Here is a 20,580-nt window from a genome sequence, read left to right as displayed (position 1 = left end):
TACAACAAAAAGCCTCGCTACTCTTATCGAATAACGAGGCTTTTTTTATGTTGTTCTACCTGGATTCGAACCAGGACAAACAGGACCAGAATCTGTTGTGCTACCATTACACCATAGAACAATCTCTACAAAATTGTCAAGTAAACTTTAAACGTTGTTCTACCTGGATTCGAACCAGGACAAACAGGACCAGAATCTGTTGTGCTACCATTACACCATAGAACAATATTTAACAAATCACCAACTCTCTTGTTAGCGGATGCAAAGGTATATACTTTTTCAAAATTTGCAAATAAACCTTCGAAAAAAATGTCCAGAAAAAACACGTACGTCTTTCGGATAAAACACGTACATGTTTTCTCAAAAAGACGTACGTGTTTTTTTAAAAGCTTATAACGATCGAGGAGATAGTCTCAAACAAGGTATTACACATATATTAATGAAAGAAAAAGACGTATGTAACGAATTAAGAAGTATATTTGCGACTTGGAAAATTATATCAATAGAAATAAATGGATCAAACAAAAGAATTAGTAAAAACGATTGTTGAAGGCCTTCAAGAAAAAAGGGGCAAAAATATTGTAACAGTAGATTTAAGCCAGACTTCTGGTGCCATTTGTCAATATATGGTTATTTGTGAGGGAAACACTCCTACCCAAGTTTCAGCGTTATCTGATTCCGTATGGGATTTCGCACGCAAGAACGCGAACGAGAAACCATTATCCATTGACGGTACACAGGGCGCTCAATGGATCGGCATGGATTATGGCACGGTTCTTGTACATATATTCCTGCCGGAACAACGTGCATTTTATAACTTAGAGAACCTTTGGGCAGACTCGAAGGTTATACAAGTACCTAACATTGATTAAGCCGGCCTAAATATTTGATGATAATCTCTTATGGAAAATAAAAACGATATATTTAATAAAACACCGAAGGGAGGGAAACCCAAGATGTTTCGTTTTAATTTGTATTGGATGTACGGGTTGATCTTCATTATGCTTGTTGCCCTATACATGACAAATGATTCTTCGGGAACGAAAGAGCTAGGCTGGACAGAGTTCCAGAAACTAGCGCAGGAAAACGTATTCGATAAAATGACAGTCTACAACAAGAAGAACTTGGTGGAGGCTACAGTGAAAAATGGAAAGACTGAACAGGTCTTTGGGAATATGGACGTTTCTAAAATCGGGGTTTCTCCGAAAGTATACGTAAAGATCCCGTCGGCCGACAAGTTTTCCGATTTCTATGACAAAGCGGTAGCCGATAGTCACATCGATACACAAGTCCGGTTCGAGGAAGGCGATGACGCTATCTGGAATTTCTTGGTTTCATTCGGCCCGATTATCTTATTGATCGGTGTATGGATGTTCTTGATGAGACGCATGTCTGGTGGTACCGGCGCAGGTCCGGGTGGCGTGTTCAGCGTTGGTAAGGCAAAAGCCCAGCTTTTTGATAAAGATAACGACCGTAAAGTGACATTCAAGGATGTCGCCGGATTGGCGGAAGCGAAACAAGAGGTAGAGGAAATCGTCTCTTTCTTAAAGAATCCGGAAAAATATACCGAATTAGGAGGTAAGATACCCAAAGGTGCATTATTGGTAGGCCCTCCGGGAACCGGTAAGACATTATTGGCGAAGGCTGTTGCCGGAGAAGCTAATGTGCCGTTTTTCTCCTTGTCTGGTTCTGATTTCGTGGAGATGTTTGTCGGTGTAGGCGCCTCCCGTGTGCGTGACTTATTCCGCCAAGCGAAGGAAAAATCTCCTTGTATCGTCTTTATCGATGAGATCGATGCGGTAGGCCGTGCCCGTGGGAAGAACGCGAATATGAATAGCAACGATGAGCGTGAGAACACGTTGAACCAGCTGTTGACCGAAATGGATGGTTTCGGCTCTAACAGTGGTGTTATTATCTTAGCCGCTACAAACCGTGCGGACATTTTGGATAAAGCGTTGTTGCGTGCCGGACGTTTTGACCGACAAATCCATGTTGAATTACCGGATTTGAATGAACGTAAAGAAATATTCGGGGTGCATTTGCGTCCGATCAAGATAGATGAAAGCGTAGACGCTGAGTTCCTAGCAAGGCAGACTCCGGGCTTCTCGGGTGCTGATATCGCTAATGTTTGTAATGAGGCCGCTTTGATCGCCGCCCGTAACGGAAAGAAATTCGTACAGAAAGAAGACTTCATGAATGCGGTAGACCGCATTGTCGGTGGTCTTGAAAAACGTTCGAAGATCACGACGGAGGAAGAACGGAAATGTATCGCGAACCATGAGGCCGGTCACGCTACGTTAAGTTGGTTGTTGGAACATGCCAATCCGCTAGTTAAGGTGACAATCGTTCCCCGTGGTAAGGCATTAGGTGCGGCATGGTATTTGCCGGAAGAGAGACAGATCACCACCCGCGAGCAATTGCAGGATGAGATGTGCGCTACCTTAGGAGGACGTGCTGCAGAGGAATTAGTCTTGGGAAAAATATCCACAGGCGCATCCAACGATTTGGAACGTGTCACGAAACAAGCATATGCGATGGTCGTTTACTTCGGTATGAGCGATAAACTTCCAAACTTGAACTATTACGACTCCACCGGACAGGATTGGGGATTCACCAAGCCTTATAGCGAGGAGACCGCAAAATTGATAGATACAGAAGTGCAGAAGATCATCAATGAGCAATACGACAGGGCAAAACGGATATTATCCGAGAATAAGGAAGGTCATAGTAAACTTGCGCAGGTATTATTGGATCGTGAGGTAATCTACTCAGAAGATGTAGAGCATATCTTCGGGAAACGCGCCTGGATCTCCCGTTCCCAAGAGATTCTGGAGTTGCAGGAAAAGGCTAACGGAAAGAACAAGGAGAATGCGGATAAGGAGGCGGAAGCGGACGCAACAATGGAAAACGTAACCGATACTCCTACCGAAGAAAACAAGACAGGGAAAATAGCTTGACCAAAGTCAAGACATTCATAACAAGTAAGGCTGGGGCGTATCTTTGATCAAAAGTTACTATCCAGCCTTCCTTATTGCTGTATTATCAATTTATTAGTTATATTTGCACTTGAAATTACAAACAAGCAAAAACACTATTGTTTTGAAAAATCTGATTACACGTGCATTGACTGGCATTATTTTCGTCGCGGTATTGGTCGGTGCGATCTATTTCCACTCCTATTATTTTCTTACGGTATTTGGACTCATTACCGGACTTTCTCTATGGGAGTTCTACGGATTGGTCAAACATTATGAGAATGCCGCCATCAAACGATTTGTCAGTTCCTTGGGGGGAGCCTACCTCTTCGCCGCCACATTCGGTTACGCCAATGGCTTGGTTGGAGGCAATATATTTCTCCCCTATCTTTTATTCTTAATGTATACCATGATCACCGAGCTTTACGATAAAGCCAGTAATCCAATCAATAACTGGGCATTGACCTTATTCGGTCAAATCTATTGCGCAGGCTCTTTCTCTCTGCTAAACTTTATTACATCGGTACCTAATACGCCGGGCGAGATCGTACATATCCCCTATTTTGCCTTGGCTATTTTCGTTTTCGTATGGGTAAATGATACGGGAGCTTATCTAGTGGGATCTATGCTTGGAAAAAGAAGATTGTTCGAACGTATCTCTCCCAAGAAGTCCTGGGAAGGTTTTTACGGAGGGTTGGCATTCGTATTAATAACCTCCCAAATATTCGCTTGGTTCATGCCGGCCACGAACTGGTACACATGGCTTGGATTAGCCGGCACGATCGTAGTATTCGGGACTTGGGGCGACTTGATAGAATCTTTGATGAAACGTACGTTAGGCGTGAAAGATTCCGGGCATGTATTACCCGGACATGGAGGCATGCTGGATCGCTTCGATAGCGTAATGATGGCTATTCCGGCCGCTTATATCTATATCGAGTTATTTATTCGAAATTAAATGTCAGGATCACCATACGGGATGTAGCTTTCGATAAGGCATCCGTATATTTGATATTTGCTTGATCTACCAAGTCCGGACGATCTTTCTCCAATAGGTTAACCAATCCGAAACAGAATTTCAACTCTGGGCATAACTTAAAGTAGGGTAGATAGATATCACATCCCAAGCCAAACTCAAATCCGAAGTCCGTGCTTTTCAATAGAATCGGATTACCTTTCTTACGGCCTATATCCACGGAGCCATAGATACCGCCGATCAAATAAGGACGGTAATTATTCAAGCGTAAAGCCGTATATTTAACGTCTAAGGGGAAATTCAGATAACTGGAACGAACGTTCGTGATGAATTCCTCTCCCGTAGCCTGTTCCCGAAACTTAAATTTCTTATCCCCGAAATGGATAGAAGGCGTGAAGCGTAAATTGAAATAAGGATTCATATACATATCTCCGATCACCCCGACACTAAAGCCGGGTGAGTAAGAAGGAATCTCCGCGAACCAAGTCTCTCCATTGGTCATGACACCGGTATGGGTCAATAACAAATCCTGCGAGTGAATACCCACATGAAACCCCAGATGAAGCCATTTCAAATCAGCGTACGGCTGATTCCTCACCCTTTCCTTTTGAGCCATGGCTCCCATGGTAGCCAAGCTTACCACATATAATATAAGTAATAATCGTCTCAAATCTCAACCTATTTTGTTTAATAACGAAAACCCGACAAAGATATTGCAAAAAAGAAGATTTTTGAAGAAAATAAGCCAGTAGATATTTTTTAAATAGAAAGAAAGCTATATTTTTGCACCTACTAATAGTTATCAATTTAAACGTTTAAAAAAATGGCTTACGTAATTAGCGATGATTGTATTGCATGCGGAACTTGTATTGATGAGTGTCCGGTAGGAGCAATTTCAGAAGGTGATAAATACAGCATCAACCCTGAAATGTGTACAGATTGTGGAACTTGCGCTGACGCATGTCCTACAGAGGCTATCCACCCGGCTGAATAATTCGCAGCAAAGAATAGGATTTTCCTTTGCGGAAAGCTCCTAACACATAACGGGCTGTTTCTCTCCATGAGTAAAACAGCCCGTTATCTTTTTCTCTTCGTGTTACATTAAAACTCAATATCCAACTTTATAGCACCGGAAGCCATATCCTCCTCTGGGGAATCGCCATGAATCGTTTCCTCCTCTTCAGGTTCCACCACGTCTTCCGCGGATTTCTTCAGATTTGAGTTCTTGATATAACTGATTACATCTTGCATTCCCTCCATAAACTTCTCAAAGTCCTCCTTATAAAGGAAAATCTTATGCTTCTCAAATGAGATTTGCAAACCATCCTTTGATTGAATTTTCTTACTTTCCGTAACGGCAACGAATAGGTCATCTTTCAAATTCCTCTTCACATCCAGATAATAAATCCGTTTTCCCGCTTTAATGGCTTTAGAGTATAGAATCTCCCTGTCGCCACCTTCAACATGTTTTTTATTCCTTGATTCTTCCATGACAGCTAACATTCGTTAAAAAACCACCCACTTTATATAACTTGCTTCAAATATGTGCATTTTTTTTTAATTAGCAACTATTTTAACGATCGAAAATACGCCCATTGAGGCTAAATTTGTAAAATATCATCTAACACATATAAAATTAAGTAAATCCGGATTCTTTTATGGAAAAAACGACTACCTTTGCAGCCTAATTTATAATAAGAAGTTCCTTCAAACGATGATCAACAGAATTTTAATCCGCATTAAAGTTTTACAGATAGTATACTCTTACTATCAAAACGGAAACGGTGACCTCAAAGTTGCGGAAAACGAATTGCTTTTCAGCCTTCAGAAGTCATATGACTTATATTATTATTTCTTACTCCTAATTATCGAAGTTACCAACCTGCAAAGAAGGATCCTTGACACCCGGAAGTGCAAATACATGCCTACCCATGAGGAGTTAAACCCGAATACACGCTTCGTAGACAATCGTTTTGTCGCTCAATTAGCGGAAAACGATACGTTGAAAAAGTATGTGGACGAGCAAGGTCTCTCATGGAGTAACGACGAGGAGTTTGTTAAAAACGTATTGGATACGATCTTAAGCTCTGAAATTTACGCCGAATACTTGAAAAACGAAGAAGACTCGTACGAGACGGATCGTGAGTTCTGGCGCCAGATCTTCAAGAAAGTAATCTGTGGGAACGAGATGATAGAGGAATATCTGGAAGACAAAAGCATCTACTGGAACGACGATATTGAGATCGTAGAGACTTTCGCCTTGAAGACTATCAAGAAATTCGAGGAGAAGAAAGGTAGTAAACAAGCCTTATTGCCAATGTTCAAGGATTTGGAAGACAAGGCTTTCGCAATCAAGTTATTCCGTCAAAGTTTGTTGAAAGGTAAGGAATATCGTGAACGCATCGACAAACATATGAAGAATTGGGAAACCGAACGTATCGCCAATATGGACTTGATCATCATGCAAGTCGCCTTAGCCGAGATTTTATCGTTCCCGACCATTCCCATCAACGTTACCTTAAATGAATATATCGATGCCGCAAAGTATTATAGTACACCTAAAAGCGGAACATTCATTAACGGAATTCTGGATTCAATAGTCAACGAATTAAAAAAAGAGAAGTTATTGCTCAAAGATTAATTATTATCATTACATTTGTGCATATCATTATTGATATTAACTTGTAAAACGATTATTATAGTATGAACTTACTCAGTATTTTACTTCAAGCTCCAGCTGGAGGAAGTCAGTGGTCCGGTATTTTGATGATGGTAGTTATCGTAGCTATCTTCTATTTCTTCATGATCCGTCCGCAACAAAAGAAACAAAAAGAAATCCAGAAATCACGTGAGGCGTTGAAAACAGGCGATAAAGTGATTACCGCCGGAGGTATCTATGGAAAGATCAAAGAGATCGGTGATACTTATATGCTAATCGAGGTAGCGGATGGAGTACGTATCCGTGTAGATAAAACTTCTATTTTCGCTTCAGCGGAAGACGCTCAGCAGCAGAAATAATCTAACTACAGAATATGTCGCGACTTGAGAACATACAAAATTCCTTCAAGTCTATCCAAGCAAAGACTAAGGCTTTTTTCCACGGAGACAAATGGAAAGAGGCCTTGGTCTTTTTCTTTTTCGCCCTTCTGGCTTTCGGTTTCTGGCTACTCCAAAGCTTGCAGCAGGAATATGAGATAAAGCTTGTTTTTCCGGTTAAGTATAAGAACGTACCCGCCGATATAGCGTTTAATGCCCCTGAGGTGGAAACGATTACCGCAAAGGTAAAAGACAAGGGTAGCGTTTTACTCAACTATACTTTTGGAAGATCGTTTGCCCCGATCGAGGTGAACATGAAGAATACGAAGAAGAAAAACGGTTCGGTTCAAGTAAGTAAAAGGCAGATCGAGAACGATATTCAAAAACAATTGATAGCCACTACGGCATTACAAAGTTTTGATCCACAACAAATAGATATGGATTTCAGTCAGCGGGTCCATAAGGAAATACAGGTCGTTTTTAATGGTGATATTCATATGGAAGCCGGCTTTCAATTATCCGGGGATATCCAAATCAATCCCCAAAAGATCAACGCTTATGCCACCGCAGCGATCTTAGATACGTTGACCTCGGTCAAGACGGCTTTCACTGAAGTTAAAAAAGCGAATAAAAACATTACGAGAACCGTACAACTAATCAAAGTAGACGGTGTTAACTTCGATCCGGAAAACGTATCTATCACGATTCCGATAGAGGAGTACACGGAGAAGACGTTGGAAATACCTGTCTCTTGCAGTCATATACCACCACATTATACGGTACGTATGTTTCCGGCGGTCGTAAAAGTGACTTGCAGTGTGCCCTTGTCCCGATTCAAAGGACTTTCGGAAGATATGTTCTCGATTCATATACCTTTTGAGGATCTGGAGCAAAACGTATCTGGTACCCTACCCGTCAAACTCACCAAGAAACCAGACTGGGTACATACGGCAACCTTATTGCCAGATAAGGTAGAATTTATTTTGGAACACAACAATAAGCATGATTAAAATAGGTATTACAGGAGGGATCGGGAGCGGCAAATCCGTCGTAGCCTCTTTATTAGCGTTATCCGGTGTACCCGTATACATAGCGGACGAGGAAAGTAAATGGCTGACAAATAACTCCCCGGTTATCCGTGAGAAATTAACAGCCCTTTTCGGTCCGGAGATTTATACGAATGAGGGATTGAACAAGAAACTTCTAGCCTCCCACATCTTTAATAATCCGGAACAATTACAACAGGTCAACCAGATCATTCATCCTGAGGTAAACCGTCATTTCTCGGCTTGGGTAGAGAGACAGACTTCCCCTTTATGCGCCATCGAATCCGCCATATTATTCGAATCCGGTTTCTACAAAGTGGTAGACATAAGCTTGATGGTCTATGCCCCAAGAGAACTCCGCATCGAAAGAGCCTTGGGAAGGGACTCAGCCTCGAGAGAAGAAATCGAACGCAGAATCAACAGCCAAATATCGGACGAGGAAAAGAAAGATCGCTCCGATTATGTTATCTATAATGACAATAGACAGGCCCTTATACCGCAAGTAGGCAAACTGTTATGTTGGCTTCAATCCCAATAATCACCGATAGCGGGACGAGTGGCTTTTACAGCATCTTACCTTCATCATCCAATGAACTTAAGATACTTCGTCAACGAACCTAAGATACTTCTCCAACAAAGTTAACTGTCCTCATGACGGAAGAATTCCACTTTTTCTTATTACCTTTGTCACTTCGAAGTTTAACACTAATAGAAAATAAAAAACATTATGTTGAAGACTATTTTGTCTATTTCGGGAAAACCCGGTCTGTATAAACTGGTTTCCCATGGAAAAAACATGTTGATCGTTGAATCGCTGACTGATAACAAGAGAGTACCCGCATACGCAAAAGATAAAGTAATCTCATTAGGCGATATCGCAATCTATACGGATGAAACAGAAGTGCCTTTACATGAGGTATTGACTAGCGTAAAGAACAAGGAAGAGGGAAAAACCGCCTCTTTGGTACCTTCCAAAGCCACGACAGACCAATTGCGTGCGTACTTTGCCGAGGTATTGCCTAGCTATGATCGTGAGCGTGTTTATCCAAGCGACATCAAGAAACTACTCTCTTGGTATAACATCTTGATCAACGCAGGTATCACTGACTTCACTCCGGAAGATGCTCCGGCAGAAAAGGAAGCTGCTGAAAAAGAAGCTGAATAACAGCATACGACATAAAGATTAAAGAAAGGACCGTTCGATACCCATCGTCCGGTCCTTTTTTTATATTGCCACATTAACCAACAAGAGCACTTATGCAAAAATAGTCCATTATTTTAGGCTAAACCTCACATTGTCTAGGGCGGGTAACTCCTCTATCTTTGCCAACAAATAATTCACTCTATTGACCTCATAAAATAAAGAGCAAAGATGAAAAGCACCAAGTATTATCTCGGTCTGGACGTTGGCGGTACCAATATGGTAGCCGGCGTAGTAGATGAGAATCACCAGATTATCGCAAAGGAAAGTATACCGACACAGGCCGGACGTACGATCGATGAGATCACCGCCGACATGGCTGCGGTCAGTAAAAAAGCGGTCCTAAAGGCTGGATTACAAATAGAAGACATCTCTTCCTGGGGTATCGGCATGCCTAGTTATGTAAATCCCAAAACGAACCTTTTGGTACATGCCAATTGCTTCGGATGGAAAAATGTTCCTATTTACGACTATTTAAAGAAGCATATCTCTTTGCCTACTTATATAGCCAACGACGCGAATTGCGCTACCTATGGCGAAGTATTGGCGGGATCAGCCAGCCAATATACCGACGCTATCATGTTAACGCTGGGAACGGGAGTCGGAGGCGGAATTATCATGGGTAAGAAGATTTATTCCGGATCCGATAATATGGGAGCCGAACTTGGACATACCAAATTGGTATACAATGGCGAACGCTGCACATGCGGGCAAAAAGGTTGTTTGGAAGCTTATTGCTCATCCACCGCATTAATCCGTATCATGAAAGAGACCTTACAAAAGAATAAGGACACCTTGATATGGAAACTTTGCGGCGAAGACGAAAATAAAGTCAATGGAGAGATTCTTTTCGAGGCCGCTAAACAAGGGGATTCCCTCGCTAAACAGATCGTCGATGACTATATCAGTAGACTGGCCGCCGGAATCTCCACGTTCATAACCATCTTCCGTCCGCAAGTAATCATTTTAGGGGGTGGTATCGCACATGCAGGTGACCTGCTGTTGAAACCTTTAAACGAGAAACTACATACTTGTACCTTCGCCGCCGAGGAAATAGGTATCCCTCAAGTTATCCGTGCGGAATTAGGAAATGACGCCGGAATAATCGGCGCCGCGCTTTTAGAGAAAACGATGTAACGAAAAAAAATATGAAAACAAATAAGAAAGAACTTTTAGACTCATTCAAGGGAGGACTGATCGTATCCTGTCAAGTACAACACGATGATCCGACTTTTTCAGTAGACTTTGTCGTAAAAATGGCAAAAGCCGCCCAATGGGGAGGAGCCGTGGGTATCCGTGCCAACGACCCGGAGCAGATCAAGGCGATTAAAAAAGAGGTGGATTTGCCGGTAATCGGGCTTTGGAAAATCTGGCACGATGATACGGACGTATTTATCACTCCTACCCTAAAGGCCGCTAAAGCGGTATGGGAAGCCGGAGCCGAGATTATCGCCTTGGACTGTACGAGCCAAATCACTCATGAAGGCCGCCCGGCATACGAACTGCTACCGATCTTGAAAAAGGAAATTCCGGAAGCGATCATCTTCGCCGACGTATCCAATTATGAGGAAGCCGTACGTGCCGTAGAAATGGGAGCCGATATTGTTGGCCCTACCTTATATGGGTATACGGAAGCTACCAAACATATCGAGCAACCGGATTTACGGGAGTTCGCCCGTATGTGCCGTGACTTCAAGGGCAAGGCCTACGTCATTATGGAGGGGCATATCTACTCTCCGGAAGATGCCATGAAATGTATCTTCCTCGGAGCTCACTCCGTAGTAGTAGGTAGCGCGATCACCCGTCCGCACTTGATCACGAAACGTTTTACGGACTTACTAACCGGTTACCAAAATAACTGGCGGGAAGCCGAAAGAAGCAAACATTAATAGTCATATGGCAAATTTCAATGTAGAAGGGGCGCAAAACGTAGAGATCAGCAAGAAAATACCTTGCGAGAAACCTCTGATCGTACAACTGGAGATCATGGAGCGGTATACGGCAGTCCATAAAGCCTGTGCCGCCCTACCCAAAGAGATACGTGAAGTGGAATGCCTGAAAGTTTTATACCCCACGCTATTTCGCAAGATCACGGATCAAGACTTGATCGCCGGACGTACGGATTTCCTACCGATCGGGTTCGGATGCGTAACTTCCTTAGGGGGTGTCGGGCATTATTGCGTATTCAAGAAACTCCGTGCCTTCCAGCAACAACTGGATGAAACTGAACGAAAACGGGTGGATGCGTTATATGATTATTGGTTGGATCACGATTTAAAGACCCAATTCAACAAGGAGGTCCTCACCGAGGATACATTGGGTATGTTCATCGACTGCGAGTACCCGATGATCGCTACCGCACGTCTATCTGGAATAATGCTGGATTACCCGAAACTATTGGATAAGGGCATCGGTGGCCTTCGCTCTGATTTACAGGAGAAACTCAAAGAGCAACCCGATAATAACTTTTACAAAGCAGGCATCCAATGTCTGGATATTTTTGTAGATTGTGCTTCTCATCTCCAGCAAGACGCTAGAGAGCAAATGGCTTCAGCCAACATGAAAAGGCAAAAAGAATTAGAGCATATCTGCCAAGCCCTAGAGAACATCAAGGAGAAGAAACCCGGTACGTTCCATGAAGCAATGCAGTTATTCTGGTTATTCGCTTTGTTGGCCGGTGTTATAAACTACGGTCGTTTGGATGATTATCTAGGCCCTTATTTAGTAGCCGATCTCAAGTCCGGGCGATTGACCGACGAAGAAGCATACCGATATATCCACTCGCTTTGGACCATGATTGAGAATCGCCGTACCACCGTAAACGGACGTATCATCGTAGGCGGTAAAGGACGCAAACATCCGAAAGAGGCCGACGTATTCCTGCATATCGCCATGAAAGTAGCGAAAAATTGCAGGTATGTAGAGCCGCAATTCACCTTGCGTTTCGATAAAGATACCTCCGAGGAAATCTGGGACGAAGCGTTGGACGCTTTGGGTGCGGGAGCTACTTACCCGACCCTTTACAATGATGATGTAAACGTCCCGGCTGTCATGTACGGAATGCGTGTAGATGAGAAAACGGCGGAACAATACGTGCCTTTCGGGTGTACCGAGTTCGTGATACAAGGACAGAGTACGGGTACGCCCAACATTTGCATCAATTTACTAAAACTACTTACGATTTATATGAATGATGGTATCGACCCCATTGACGGTAAACGTAAATCCGGGCCGGTATCTCTAAAGAAATTAGAGGAGTATCAGACATTCGAGGAATTCTATGACGGTTACAAGGCTTTACTCGATTATTATCTGGATCTGTCTGTCAAAGCCCAATACCATTCGTATGAGGTGATGAACCAGCACGTAAGTTTCTTGTTTACCAGCCTATTGACCGATGATTGCATCGCACGGGGAAAAGCGCTTTTGGACGGAGGCGTACGTTATCTAGGCGGGACAAACGAGACGTATGGCAATATCAACACTTCCGATTCCCTGTGGGTAATCCGGGATCTGGTATTCAATCAAAAAAAATACACGTTACGGCAATTAAATGATGCCATGCTAGCTAATTTTAACGGCTATGAGGCTTTACGAAAAGATTGCCTAAACTGTGATAAATATGGTAACGACCTTGAGACTGCCGATACGATGGCCAACGATTTGTACGAGTTCGTAGCGAAAGGCGTACGCGATCGCGGTATCGCCATCGGTATGCAATACTTCTTGATCGTTATCAGCAATAATCAATTAAACACGGAATGGGGAAACCGGACCGCCGCCTCACCCGACGGGCGATTATCGTGCATGTACATGAATCCTGCCAATAATCCGCAAGGGGGAGCGAATAAAAGCGGCCCCACGGCCATGCTGAATTCCTTGGCGAAGTTCGACGCCAAGTATCATGGAGGCTCGGTACAAAACATTAAGTTTTCTCCTTCCATGTTCAACGAGAACAGGGCTGTCATCAAGAGCCTGTTCAAGACTTATTTTGCGAAAGGGGGTTGCCATTTGATGGTGACTGTAGTAGATAAGGGAGTTTTAGAAGACGCGGTAGAGCACCCGGAAAATTACCCGGACCTAATCGTCCGGGTAAGCGGGTTCTCCGCGGTATTCGTCGATTTATCTCCCAATATTCAACAGGAACTTTTAAGCAGGGTATTATATGATGAATAAATATAAGGTTAGCGAAAATAGGTTATCAATCATGGAGATCGAACGGTTCGCCGTTCACGACGGCCCGGGCATCCGGACCGTCGTTTTCCTTCAAGGTTGTCCCCTACATTGTCCATGGTGCTCCAATCCGGAATCCCAGAAAAGGAAACCGCATCTGCTCCATATCAAGAATAAATGTATCGGATGCGGACGTTGCGAGGCGATTTGTACACGGGGAAATATCTCTATCCAAGATCATTATCCGGTATTTAATCGGCAGGCTTGTGTGGCGTGCAAGGCTTGCGAGCGTATATGCCCGCAGAACGCTATTAAGTTTGTCGGTGAATCAATTACCTCATCCGAGGTTATGGAAATCCTTTTACGTGACCGGGATTATTACCTGAATTCCGGTGGAGGGGTTACGTTTTCCGGAGGGGAAGCTTTCACGCAATTCGAGGGATTGATGGATTTGCTGATCCAATGCAAGAACGAGAAACTGCATACCTCCGTAGAGACTTGCGGGCAAGTGAATCTTGATAAGATAAAGCAAGCGCTTCCGCTTATCGATTTGTTCTTGTTCGATATCAAACATACGGACAAGGATTTACTTCAGAAAGAAACCGGAGCGAACTTGGATACGGTCCTCACGAATTTACGGTATATATCCAGTAAGAGCGCTAATAAAGTAACGATCCGTGTACCGGTAATCCCCGGTTTCAATTTCAATGAGAATACGCTTCGGGAAATATTCATGCTGGCGAAAGAAAATCGTATCAAATGCGTACACCTGCTTCCCTACCATACATTGGGCAAAGATAAATACGAGCAATTAGGTCTCACCTATCCTTATCCCTGCGAGCAAATGCTAGCCAAAGAAGAGCTGTTCCCCTTTAAGGAGATGGGGGAAAAAATGGGTTTGGAAATACGAATCGGAGGATAAACTCCTCCCAATAAAATAGTATCTTCGCGCAAATCATCGTTTTATAAATCTTAGTAAGAGACATATGAAAACAGAAAAAGAGAAAGCGGCGGAAGGTCTATTATACAATGCGAATCATGATAGTGAGCTTCAAGATGAGATGAAAAGAGCGAAATGCGTCCTTTTCAAATACAACCAATTGCCCCCCGACCAAGAGGAAGAAAAAGATCGGATCCTAACCTCTTTTCTAGGCAAGAAAGGGAAGAACACCGTTATCCTATCCCCTTTCCAATGCGATTATGGCTATAATATCGAGATTGGGGATAATTTCTTCGCCAACGTGAATCTCGTTATCTTGGATGGAGCGAAAGTTCGTATCGGCAATAACGCGTTCATCGCCCCGAACGTAGGCATCTATACCGCCGGCCACCCTTTTGACGTAAAGCAACGTAATGAAGGTCTGGAATACGCTTTTCCCGTGACTATCGGCGATAACGTATGGATCGGGGCGCAAGCCTGTATCCTTCCCGGGGTGACCATTGGCGATAACACGGTAATCGCCGGAGGAAGCGTCGTAACCAAAGATATTCCGGCCAATGTCATAGCTGCCGGCAATCCCTGCCGTGTAATCCGGGAAATAACGGAAGCCGACCGGAATAAATACCGCCAGCCCTAAGCTCCCGTTTAGGGTATCCCTAAGCCCTCGTTTAGGGCAGCCCTAAATTCCCGTTTAGGTTCATCGTAAATATCTCACTTCGGCAACGAGTGCCGGTAATCCTTGGGCGATGTACCTACTATCTTCTTAAAGATACGGCTGAAATAGTAGGGATCGTCAAAGCCCAGTTTCAAGGCGACCTGATTGATTTTCATATTTGTATGTAATAATAGCTGGCAAGCCCGGTCTATTTTCATATGTAAGAAATAATTCATCGGCGCATAGCCGGTTTCCTTGAAGAAAAGCCTGTACATATAAGATTCCGAATAGCCGAAATGAGAGGCCAATTCCTTTAATGTCAATTTATTTTCCAGATTCTCCGTCATGAAGTGGGTCGCCAAACTAATAAAGAACGTATTCTCCGCCTTGCTTTTGGAGAATTTAGCCTCCCTATACGTCTTCACATAGAGGAAAGAGGCGATCAAATGATTGAAACTTAAATTGACATAATTAACCGTAGCCTCATCCGTCCCGCTCTCCAACACGTTCAATAGTTCATCGAAGAAGGCGATACGATCGCCGATACGGGAATTATCATCCATGTCGATCGGGATCACCCCTTGCAGTTGATCACTGATATACTTCGCCTTTTTCCCTTTAAAATGTGCCCAATAAATATACCAAGGATCATGCTCGCTCGAACCATATTGATGGGGCTTCTCTGCCGGGAGGATGAAAAAATGATTCTCGGGTACGACATATCGTTTTCCATCCAACACGTACCAACCCTCTCCTTTGGTGCAATAAATTAAAAGGTACTCTCCACAACCGGACGCACGATCAATATAATGGCTTTCCGCCTTCGGAAAATACCCCATAGAGTGTACGACCAAGTCCGCGACTAACGGGTTGTTCAACGCTTGTTCTATAACGTAGAAAGGATAGACAATCAATCGCTGACCGGAAAAACCATGCTTTATTTTCGCCATAAACCAGAACTTTTAGATGGTTACTGAATAACGCAAAGATAATCCATTTTTTTTAGCTAGATACTCTATTATCCAAATCCTTTATGTGCAGTATTTTTGCCAATGAACAAATAAACCATATCAAATGGCGTTATCATAAGGAGATAATTAAACTAAATATTCTAATATATGAAAAAGATCGTATCTATTTTTCTAGTAACCATTTACGGGATGTGTATGGTTGCATGTGGAAGTCGTTCCTCATCCACAGAAGTAAAAGATAATGTATTGACTGAGGAGGAAAAAGCGGAAGGCTACACCTTGTTATTCAATGGCAAGGATTTTACCGGTTGGAAAATGTTCAACGGGGGTGATGTCAAGGGATGGCAGGTAGAAGACGGGGTGATCGTCGGCTACGGAAACGGTGGTGACGTGATAGCGGATACCACGATCAAGGTAAGTACCGATATCGTTACCGTTAAGAATTACCATAACTTCCAGATCAAATGGGATTGGAAAATCGGGGCGCAAGGAAACTCAGGATTCTTATATCACGTACAAGAAGGGCCTAAGTACAAAGCTCCTTTTGAAACCGGCCCGGAATACCAGTTGATCGATGACGATAACTATCCTTGGGTCAGCGAGACCGGAAAAGAGGGATTGGAAGACTGGCAGAAAACGGGTTGCAACTACGCTATGTATGTACCGGAAACCAAACAGGTGAACCCTCCGGGAGAATGGAACTCCTCTATGGTACTTTACAAGGATGGATATGTTGAGCACTGGCTGAACGGAGAAAAACTTTTCTCTTTTCAAGAAGGGTCCGAAGATTGGAAGATGCGTCGTTATAGCGGTAAATGGGAAGCTTTCCCCGATTACGGTATCTCTACCACCGGTAAACTTTGTTTTCAGGACCATGGAAGTAAAGTATATTTCAAGAATGTGAAGATTAAGGATTTAGACTAATTGTATTAAGAAATCAATGCCATGAATAGAAAAGAATTCTTTAAAGTATCTGCCGCAGCAAGTCTAGCGTCACTACTATCCCCTCTTTCCGCCTATGCGGAGAAATTCGAATCGGAAGGTAAAAAGGTGAAAGTAGCCGTTATCGGTTGCGGAAGTGTATCTACCCAATATTTTCCCCATATATCGAAATGCCCGTATGTAGAAATCGTGGCTTGTTGCGATATCAAACCGGATCGTGCTCAAAAGGCGGCCAAGCAATATAATATACCTAAATGGTACAAGCATATCGATGATATGCTTAGCGGTTCCAAGTTCGACTTGATGCTTACATTGACCGATATGCAGGTTCACGGAGAGTTGAACCGTAAGGCTTTGATGGCGGGAAGAAATGTCTGGAGCGAGAAACCTTTGGCGAATTCCTATAAGGAAGGCAAAGAATTATACGATCTCGCTACGAGCAAGGGACTTCGTATCTGGGGTGCGCCTGCCGTTGTAAACAGTCCTCAATTTGCCTTTATGGCCGAACAAATCAATAAAGGAACCCTAGGTAATCTGGCATGTGCGCACGGACATTACGGGCATGAAGGTCCTTCTTGGTCCGCTTTCTTCTACGAACCGCTAGGTGGCAGTATGCCCGACTTAGGAGTCTATAACATCGCTACCCTAACCGGATTATTGGGACCGGCTAAATCCGTTGTTGCCATGACTACAATCGTAACCCCGGAGAGAACCGTAGACGATAAGGGCAAAATCAAAGTTCGAGAAGAAGATAATGCCATGATTATCATGGAACACGAAAAGGGAGTCCTTTCTCATATCGAGTGTGGTTTCAATTATTTCGATCCATACGGACATTTAGGTAAAGGACAGGAGAAAGCGACGATCTCCTTATACGGTTCACACGGCAATATGCATATGGTAGGTTACGACTGGGCACCAAACGGGGTGGACTTATCGACGATGGATCATCCGGTACCCCAACGTTTCGTTCCGGACACCAATGGCTATGTTTGGCAAGAAGGAGCTTCCGATATCAGCAAACACATGGCATTAAACACGGAACCACGTATAAATGTCGAGCATGCGTTACACGTATTAGAGATTATCGAGGCCGCCCGAAAATCACAAGCTACAGGTCAACGCATCCAGCTTGTATCGAAGTTTCCTTGGCCGATGGTAAAATAAATTAAGAAGTCTTAGTAGTGAAAAGAACGGGACATTTAATATATTTGTTCCTGTAAATACCAGAGAAACATGAGGAAGATAAGTGAAATTTTATGCTGCGTAGCCATACTTTGTTGTGCATTGAGCGCATGTAGCGACAAGCCGGCAACGGTAAAAGTCAGCAGTTTCAATATTTGGTTGAATACCCTAGGGGGAAAGCTTCCCCCTAGCCAGACAGCGAAAGTGATCGAGGCTAGCCAGACGGATATCGTAGGAATCCAAGAAGGGCATATCTATGAAGAAGACGGCATCAAGCACGATCATGTACCGGAAATCGCGGAATCCCTAGGTTTCCACCTTTTCAACCAAGGGGAGGGACATTATATCTTATCTCGTTATCCGGTCGTCGACAGTACGGCTTCCCGCTACGGGGTGAAGATACAAGTAGGCAAAGACAAATTCTGCTGGATGTTTAATTGCCATCTATATTATATTCCGTATCAACCTTATCAATTGAATGGGATTCCTTATGGCGATTATCCGTTTATCGATACCGAGGAAGAAGCTGTCCGGTTCGCCAACGAGGCCCGGCGTGAAGAAGTAACTCGTTATCAAAAGGATATACAGCAAGTCATGAAAGAAGGTTATCCTGTCTTTTTAACAGGAGATTTTAACGAGCCTTCTTTCTTGGACTGGACACAACGGGCCGCCGATGCCGGTATCCACAAGATCAAGGTGGAGTGGCCGGCAACCAAGGCTTTCTCTGAGATCGGGATGAACGACTCCTACCGGACAATCCATCCGGACGAGGTCTCCACACCCGGCTATACATGGACTCCCGTTCCTAGCGAACAAGAAATACTAGACCGTCTGGATTTCGTACTATATTCCGGATGTAAGGTAACAGACTCATTTATCACAGGCGAAAGCGAGGCCACCTCGGACGTGGTAGTCTCCCCTTACCCTTCGGATCATAGAATGGTAACCTCCTGTTTCAATTTCTAACAGTAACTACTAAAAAACAAATTATACAACATGGAATCAAGAAGAGATTTTCTGAAAAAAGCAGCCGTAGCGGCAGCTGGTCTAACAATCGTCCCCTCTAAAACGATCGCTGGATTAGGCCATAAGGCACCAAGTGATACAATGAATATTGTCGGTATCGGTATCGGTGGTAAAGGCCACCCAAACTTGGTCGGCATGAAAACCGAGAACATCATCGGGCTTTGCGATATCGACTGGAAATATGCGAAGAACTGCTTCGAGGAATTCCCGGACGCTAAACGTTATTGGGACTGGCGGAAGATGTTCGATGAGTTGGGTGACCAGATCGACGGTGTCATGGTAGCTACTCCGGACCATACTCATGCCACGATCGCAGCCACCGCCTTGACAATGGGGAAGCACGTATATTGCCAAAAGCCGCTTACCCACTCCGTTTACGAGAGCCGTTTATTGACAAAACTCGCCGCTAAATATAAGGTAGCGACCCAGATGGGTAACCAAGGGAACTCCGGCGATGGTGTACGTCAATTATGCGAATGGATCTGGAACGGAGAGATCGGTGAAGTAAAAGAAGTACACGCATGGACCAACCGTCCGATCTGGCCGCAAGGATTACAGCGCCCAACCGAAAAACAACGTTGTCCGAAGACGATGAATTGGGACTTATTTATCGGCCCGGCCGCCATGCGTCCGTTCCATGAGATCTATACCCCTTGGAACTGGCGTGGATGGTGGGATTTCGGAACCGGAGCTTTCGGAGATATGGCTTGCCACGTGCTCGATCCGGTTTACCAATCCTTGAAGTTAGGTTATCCGGATCGCGTACAAGGCCGTTCTACCCAGATCAATACGGAATCCGCTCCTCAATCGGAGGTGGTAGAATTCCGCTTCCCGGCTCGTGATAATCTTCCAAAGGTAGCCTTACCGGAGGTGAAAGTATATTGGTACGATGGCGGTATGCTTCCTCAGCGTCCGGACTTATTACCGGATGGCGTAGATATGATGCGTGACGGTTTGGGTGGATGTATCTTCGTAGGTACTAAAGACACGTTGATCTGCGATTGCGGAGGTTTCAACTCCCGGTTATTATCCGGCCGTGTACCTCAAGTAACCCCTTATTTGCGCCGTATCCCGAACGCTACCGGATACTTCGACGGTTTCCATGAGCAAGACTGGATCCGTGCTTGTAAAGAATCTCCTGAGAACCGTGTGGAAGGAACTTCCAACTTCGCTTATTCCGGACCATTCAACGAGATGGTGTTATTAGGCGTATTGGCGATCCGTCTGCAAGGCTTGAACAAGAAATTGATGTGGGACGCCCAAAACATGCGTTTCACCAACATATCCTCTTCCGACGTATTGAAGATCGTAACCAGCGATGATTTCAAGGTGATAGACGGTCACCCCTATTTCGATACGAAATACGCGGAGTTCAATGCGCTAGAGGCTGCCAACGAATATATCAGACATACCTATCGTGAAGGCTGGAGCCTTCCGGAAATGCCGGTATAAGT

General features: G+C 44.0%; 21 protein-coding genes and 2 tRNA genes. 18 read left to right on the top strand and 5 right to left on the bottom strand.

The genetic code is table 11. The features are described from left to right. Positions 1 to 50 precede the first annotated feature (50 nt). Both CI959_RS13590 and CI959_RS13585 read right to left on the bottom strand, forming a co-directional pair. Positions 51 to 121: transfer RNA gene (locus CI959_RS13590), tRNA-Gln, on the bottom strand. Between the two features lie 33 nt (positions 122 to 154). Beyond that, positions 155 to 225: transfer RNA gene (locus CI959_RS13585), tRNA-Gln, on the bottom strand. A 287-nt stretch (positions 226 to 512) separates the two neighbouring features. On the opposite strand from CI959_RS13585, the gene rsfS reads away from it, so the two are divergent. The 3 genes from rsfS to CI959_RS13570 all read left to right on the top strand — a co-directional run bounded on the left by rsfS (position 513) and on the right by CI959_RS13570 (position 3,933). Then, positions 513 to 872, top strand: a complete 360-nt coding sequence (gene rsfS / locus CI959_RS13580; RefSeq protein WP_005854895.1) for a ribosome silencing factor — start codon at positions 513 to 515, stop codon at positions 870 to 872. A 30-nt stretch (positions 873 to 902) separates the two neighbouring features. Beyond that, positions 903 to 2,957 carry an ATP-dependent zinc metalloprotease FtsH gene (gene ftsH / locus CI959_RS13575; protein ID WP_095231465.1) on the top strand — a complete coding sequence of 685 codons (2,055 nt, stop codon included), beginning with the start codon at positions 903 to 905 and terminating at the stop codon, positions 2,955 to 2,957. 142 nt (positions 2,958 to 3,099) lie between these two features. Next, positions 3,100 to 3,933: a phosphatidate cytidylyltransferase gene (locus tag CI959_RS13570; protein WP_005854890.1), complete on the top strand. Its 834-nt coding sequence runs from the start codon at positions 3,100 to 3,102 to the stop codon at positions 3,931 to 3,933. Here CI959_RS13570 and CI959_RS13565 read toward each other — a convergent pair. Continuing rightward, positions 3,920 to 4,621, bottom strand: a complete 702-nt coding sequence (locus CI959_RS13565; RefSeq protein WP_008778155.1) for a porin family protein — start codon at positions 4,619 to 4,621, stop codon at positions 3,920 to 3,922. The genes CI959_RS13570 and CI959_RS13565 overlap by 14 nt on opposite strands. A 153-nt stretch (positions 4,622 to 4,774) precedes the next feature. On the opposite strand from CI959_RS13565, the gene CI959_RS13560 reads away from it, so the two are divergent. Next, on the top strand, positions 4,775 to 4,945 hold the full coding sequence (locus CI959_RS13560; RefSeq protein ID WP_005854886.1) for a DUF362 domain-containing protein: 171 nt from the start codon (positions 4,775 to 4,777) through the stop codon (positions 4,943 to 4,945). A gap of 107 nt (positions 4,946 to 5,052) precedes the next feature. On the opposite strand, the gene CI959_RS13555 is transcribed toward CI959_RS13560, so the two are convergent. Beyond that, positions 5,053 to 5,442: a DUF3276 family protein gene (locus CI959_RS13555; protein WP_005864945.1), complete on the bottom strand. Its 390-nt coding sequence runs from the start codon at positions 5,440 to 5,442 to the stop codon at positions 5,053 to 5,055. Between the two features lie 223 nt (positions 5,443 to 5,665). On the opposite strand from CI959_RS13555, the gene nusB reads away from it, so the two are divergent. From nusB to CI959_RS13505, 10 genes are all read left to right on the top strand, one after another. Continuing rightward, entirely contained in the window at positions 5,666 to 6,592 is a 927-nt protein-coding gene (gene nusB, locus CI959_RS13550; protein WP_057317197.1) for a transcription antitermination factor NusB, read from the top strand. 62 nt (positions 6,593 to 6,654) lie between these two features. Further along, entirely contained in the window at positions 6,655 to 6,969 is a 315-nt protein-coding gene (gene yajC, locus CI959_RS13545) for a preprotein translocase subunit YajC (RefSeq protein ID WP_005864940.1), read from the top strand. 14 nt (positions 6,970 to 6,983) lie between these two features. Further along, positions 6,984 to 7,997 carry a YbbR-like domain-containing protein gene (locus CI959_RS13540; RefSeq protein WP_057317196.1) on the top strand — a complete coding sequence of 338 codons (1,014 nt, stop codon included), beginning with the start codon at positions 6,984 to 6,986 and terminating at the stop codon, positions 7,995 to 7,997. Further along, a complete protein-coding gene (coaE, locus tag CI959_RS13535; protein WP_036612883.1) occupies positions 7,990 to 8,571 on the top strand; it encodes a dephospho-CoA kinase in 582 nt (193 codons plus the stop codon). Before CI959_RS13540 ends, coaE begins: the two co-directional genes overlap by 8 nt. A gap of 189 nt (positions 8,572 to 8,760) precedes the next feature. After that, positions 8,761 to 9,198, top strand: a complete 438-nt coding sequence (locus CI959_RS13530) for a DUF5606 domain-containing protein (protein ID WP_005864934.1) — start codon at positions 8,761 to 8,763, stop codon at positions 9,196 to 9,198. A gap of 207 nt (positions 9,199 to 9,405) precedes the next feature. Beyond that, the gene (locus CI959_RS13525) at positions 9,406 to 10,371 is read left to right on the top strand and encodes an ROK family protein (protein WP_057317195.1); all 966 of its coding nucleotides are present in this window, start codon (positions 9,406 to 9,408) and stop codon (positions 10,369 to 10,371) included. Positions 10,372 to 10,382: 11 nt separating this feature from the next. Next, a complete protein-coding gene (locus CI959_RS13520) occupies positions 10,383 to 11,123 on the top strand; it encodes an N-acetylmannosamine-6-phosphate 2-epimerase (RefSeq protein ID WP_057317194.1) in 741 nt (246 codons plus the stop codon). 7 nt (positions 11,124 to 11,130) lie between these two features. After that, entirely contained in the window at positions 11,131 to 13,410 is a 2,280-nt protein-coding gene (locus CI959_RS13515; protein WP_057317193.1) for a pyruvate formate lyase family protein, read from the top strand. Further along, positions 13,400 to 14,329 carry a glycyl-radical enzyme activating protein gene (locus CI959_RS13510; protein ID WP_057317192.1) on the top strand — a complete coding sequence of 310 codons (930 nt, stop codon included), beginning with the start codon at positions 13,400 to 13,402 and terminating at the stop codon, positions 14,327 to 14,329. Before CI959_RS13515 ends, CI959_RS13510 begins: the two co-directional genes overlap by 11 nt. 64 nt (positions 14,330 to 14,393) lie before the next feature. Next, positions 14,394 to 14,984, top strand: coding sequence for a sugar O-acetyltransferase (locus tag CI959_RS13505; protein ID WP_005854862.1), 591 nt, complete (start codon positions 14,394 to 14,396; stop codon positions 14,982 to 14,984). A 74-nt stretch (positions 14,985 to 15,058) separates the two neighbouring features. On the opposite strand, the gene CI959_RS13500 is transcribed toward CI959_RS13505, so the two are convergent. Next, a complete protein-coding gene (locus CI959_RS13500) occupies positions 15,059 to 15,952 on the bottom strand; it encodes an AraC family transcriptional regulator (protein ID WP_005854860.1) in 894 nt (297 codons plus the stop codon). A gap of 168 nt (positions 15,953 to 16,120) precedes the next feature. On the opposite strand from CI959_RS13500, the gene CI959_RS13495 reads away from it, so the two are divergent. From CI959_RS13495 to CI959_RS13480, 4 genes are all read left to right on the top strand, one after another. Then, on the top strand, positions 16,121 to 16,897 hold the full coding sequence (locus CI959_RS13495; protein WP_005854859.1) for a DUF1080 domain-containing protein: 777 nt from the start codon (positions 16,121 to 16,123) through the stop codon (positions 16,895 to 16,897). Positions 16,898 to 16,918: 21 nt separating this feature from the next. Beyond that, positions 16,919 to 18,082, top strand: coding sequence for a Gfo/Idh/MocA family protein (locus tag CI959_RS13490; protein ID WP_005854857.1), 1,164 nt, complete (start codon positions 16,919 to 16,921; stop codon positions 18,080 to 18,082). A gap of 69 nt (positions 18,083 to 18,151) precedes the next feature. Then, the gene (locus tag CI959_RS13485) at positions 18,152 to 19,066 is read left to right on the top strand and encodes an endonuclease/exonuclease/phosphatase family protein (protein ID WP_005854855.1); all 915 of its coding nucleotides are present in this window, start codon (positions 18,152 to 18,154) and stop codon (positions 19,064 to 19,066) included. Between the two features lie 30 nt (positions 19,067 to 19,096). Further along, positions 19,097 to 20,578, top strand: coding sequence for a Gfo/Idh/MocA family oxidoreductase (locus CI959_RS13480; protein ID WP_005864916.1), 1,482 nt, complete (start codon positions 19,097 to 19,099; stop codon positions 20,576 to 20,578). Positions 20,579 to 20,580: the final 2 nt, after the last annotated feature.

The organism is Parabacteroides sp. AT13, from assembly GCF_002272965.1.
In the GTDB taxonomy this organism is placed as follows: Bacteria; Bacteroidota; Bacteroidia; order Bacteroidales; family Tannerellaceae; genus Parabacteroides; species Parabacteroides distasonis.
Note: the sequence above shows the minus strand (reverse complement) of the source record. Positions and strands in the feature narration are given on the sequence as shown.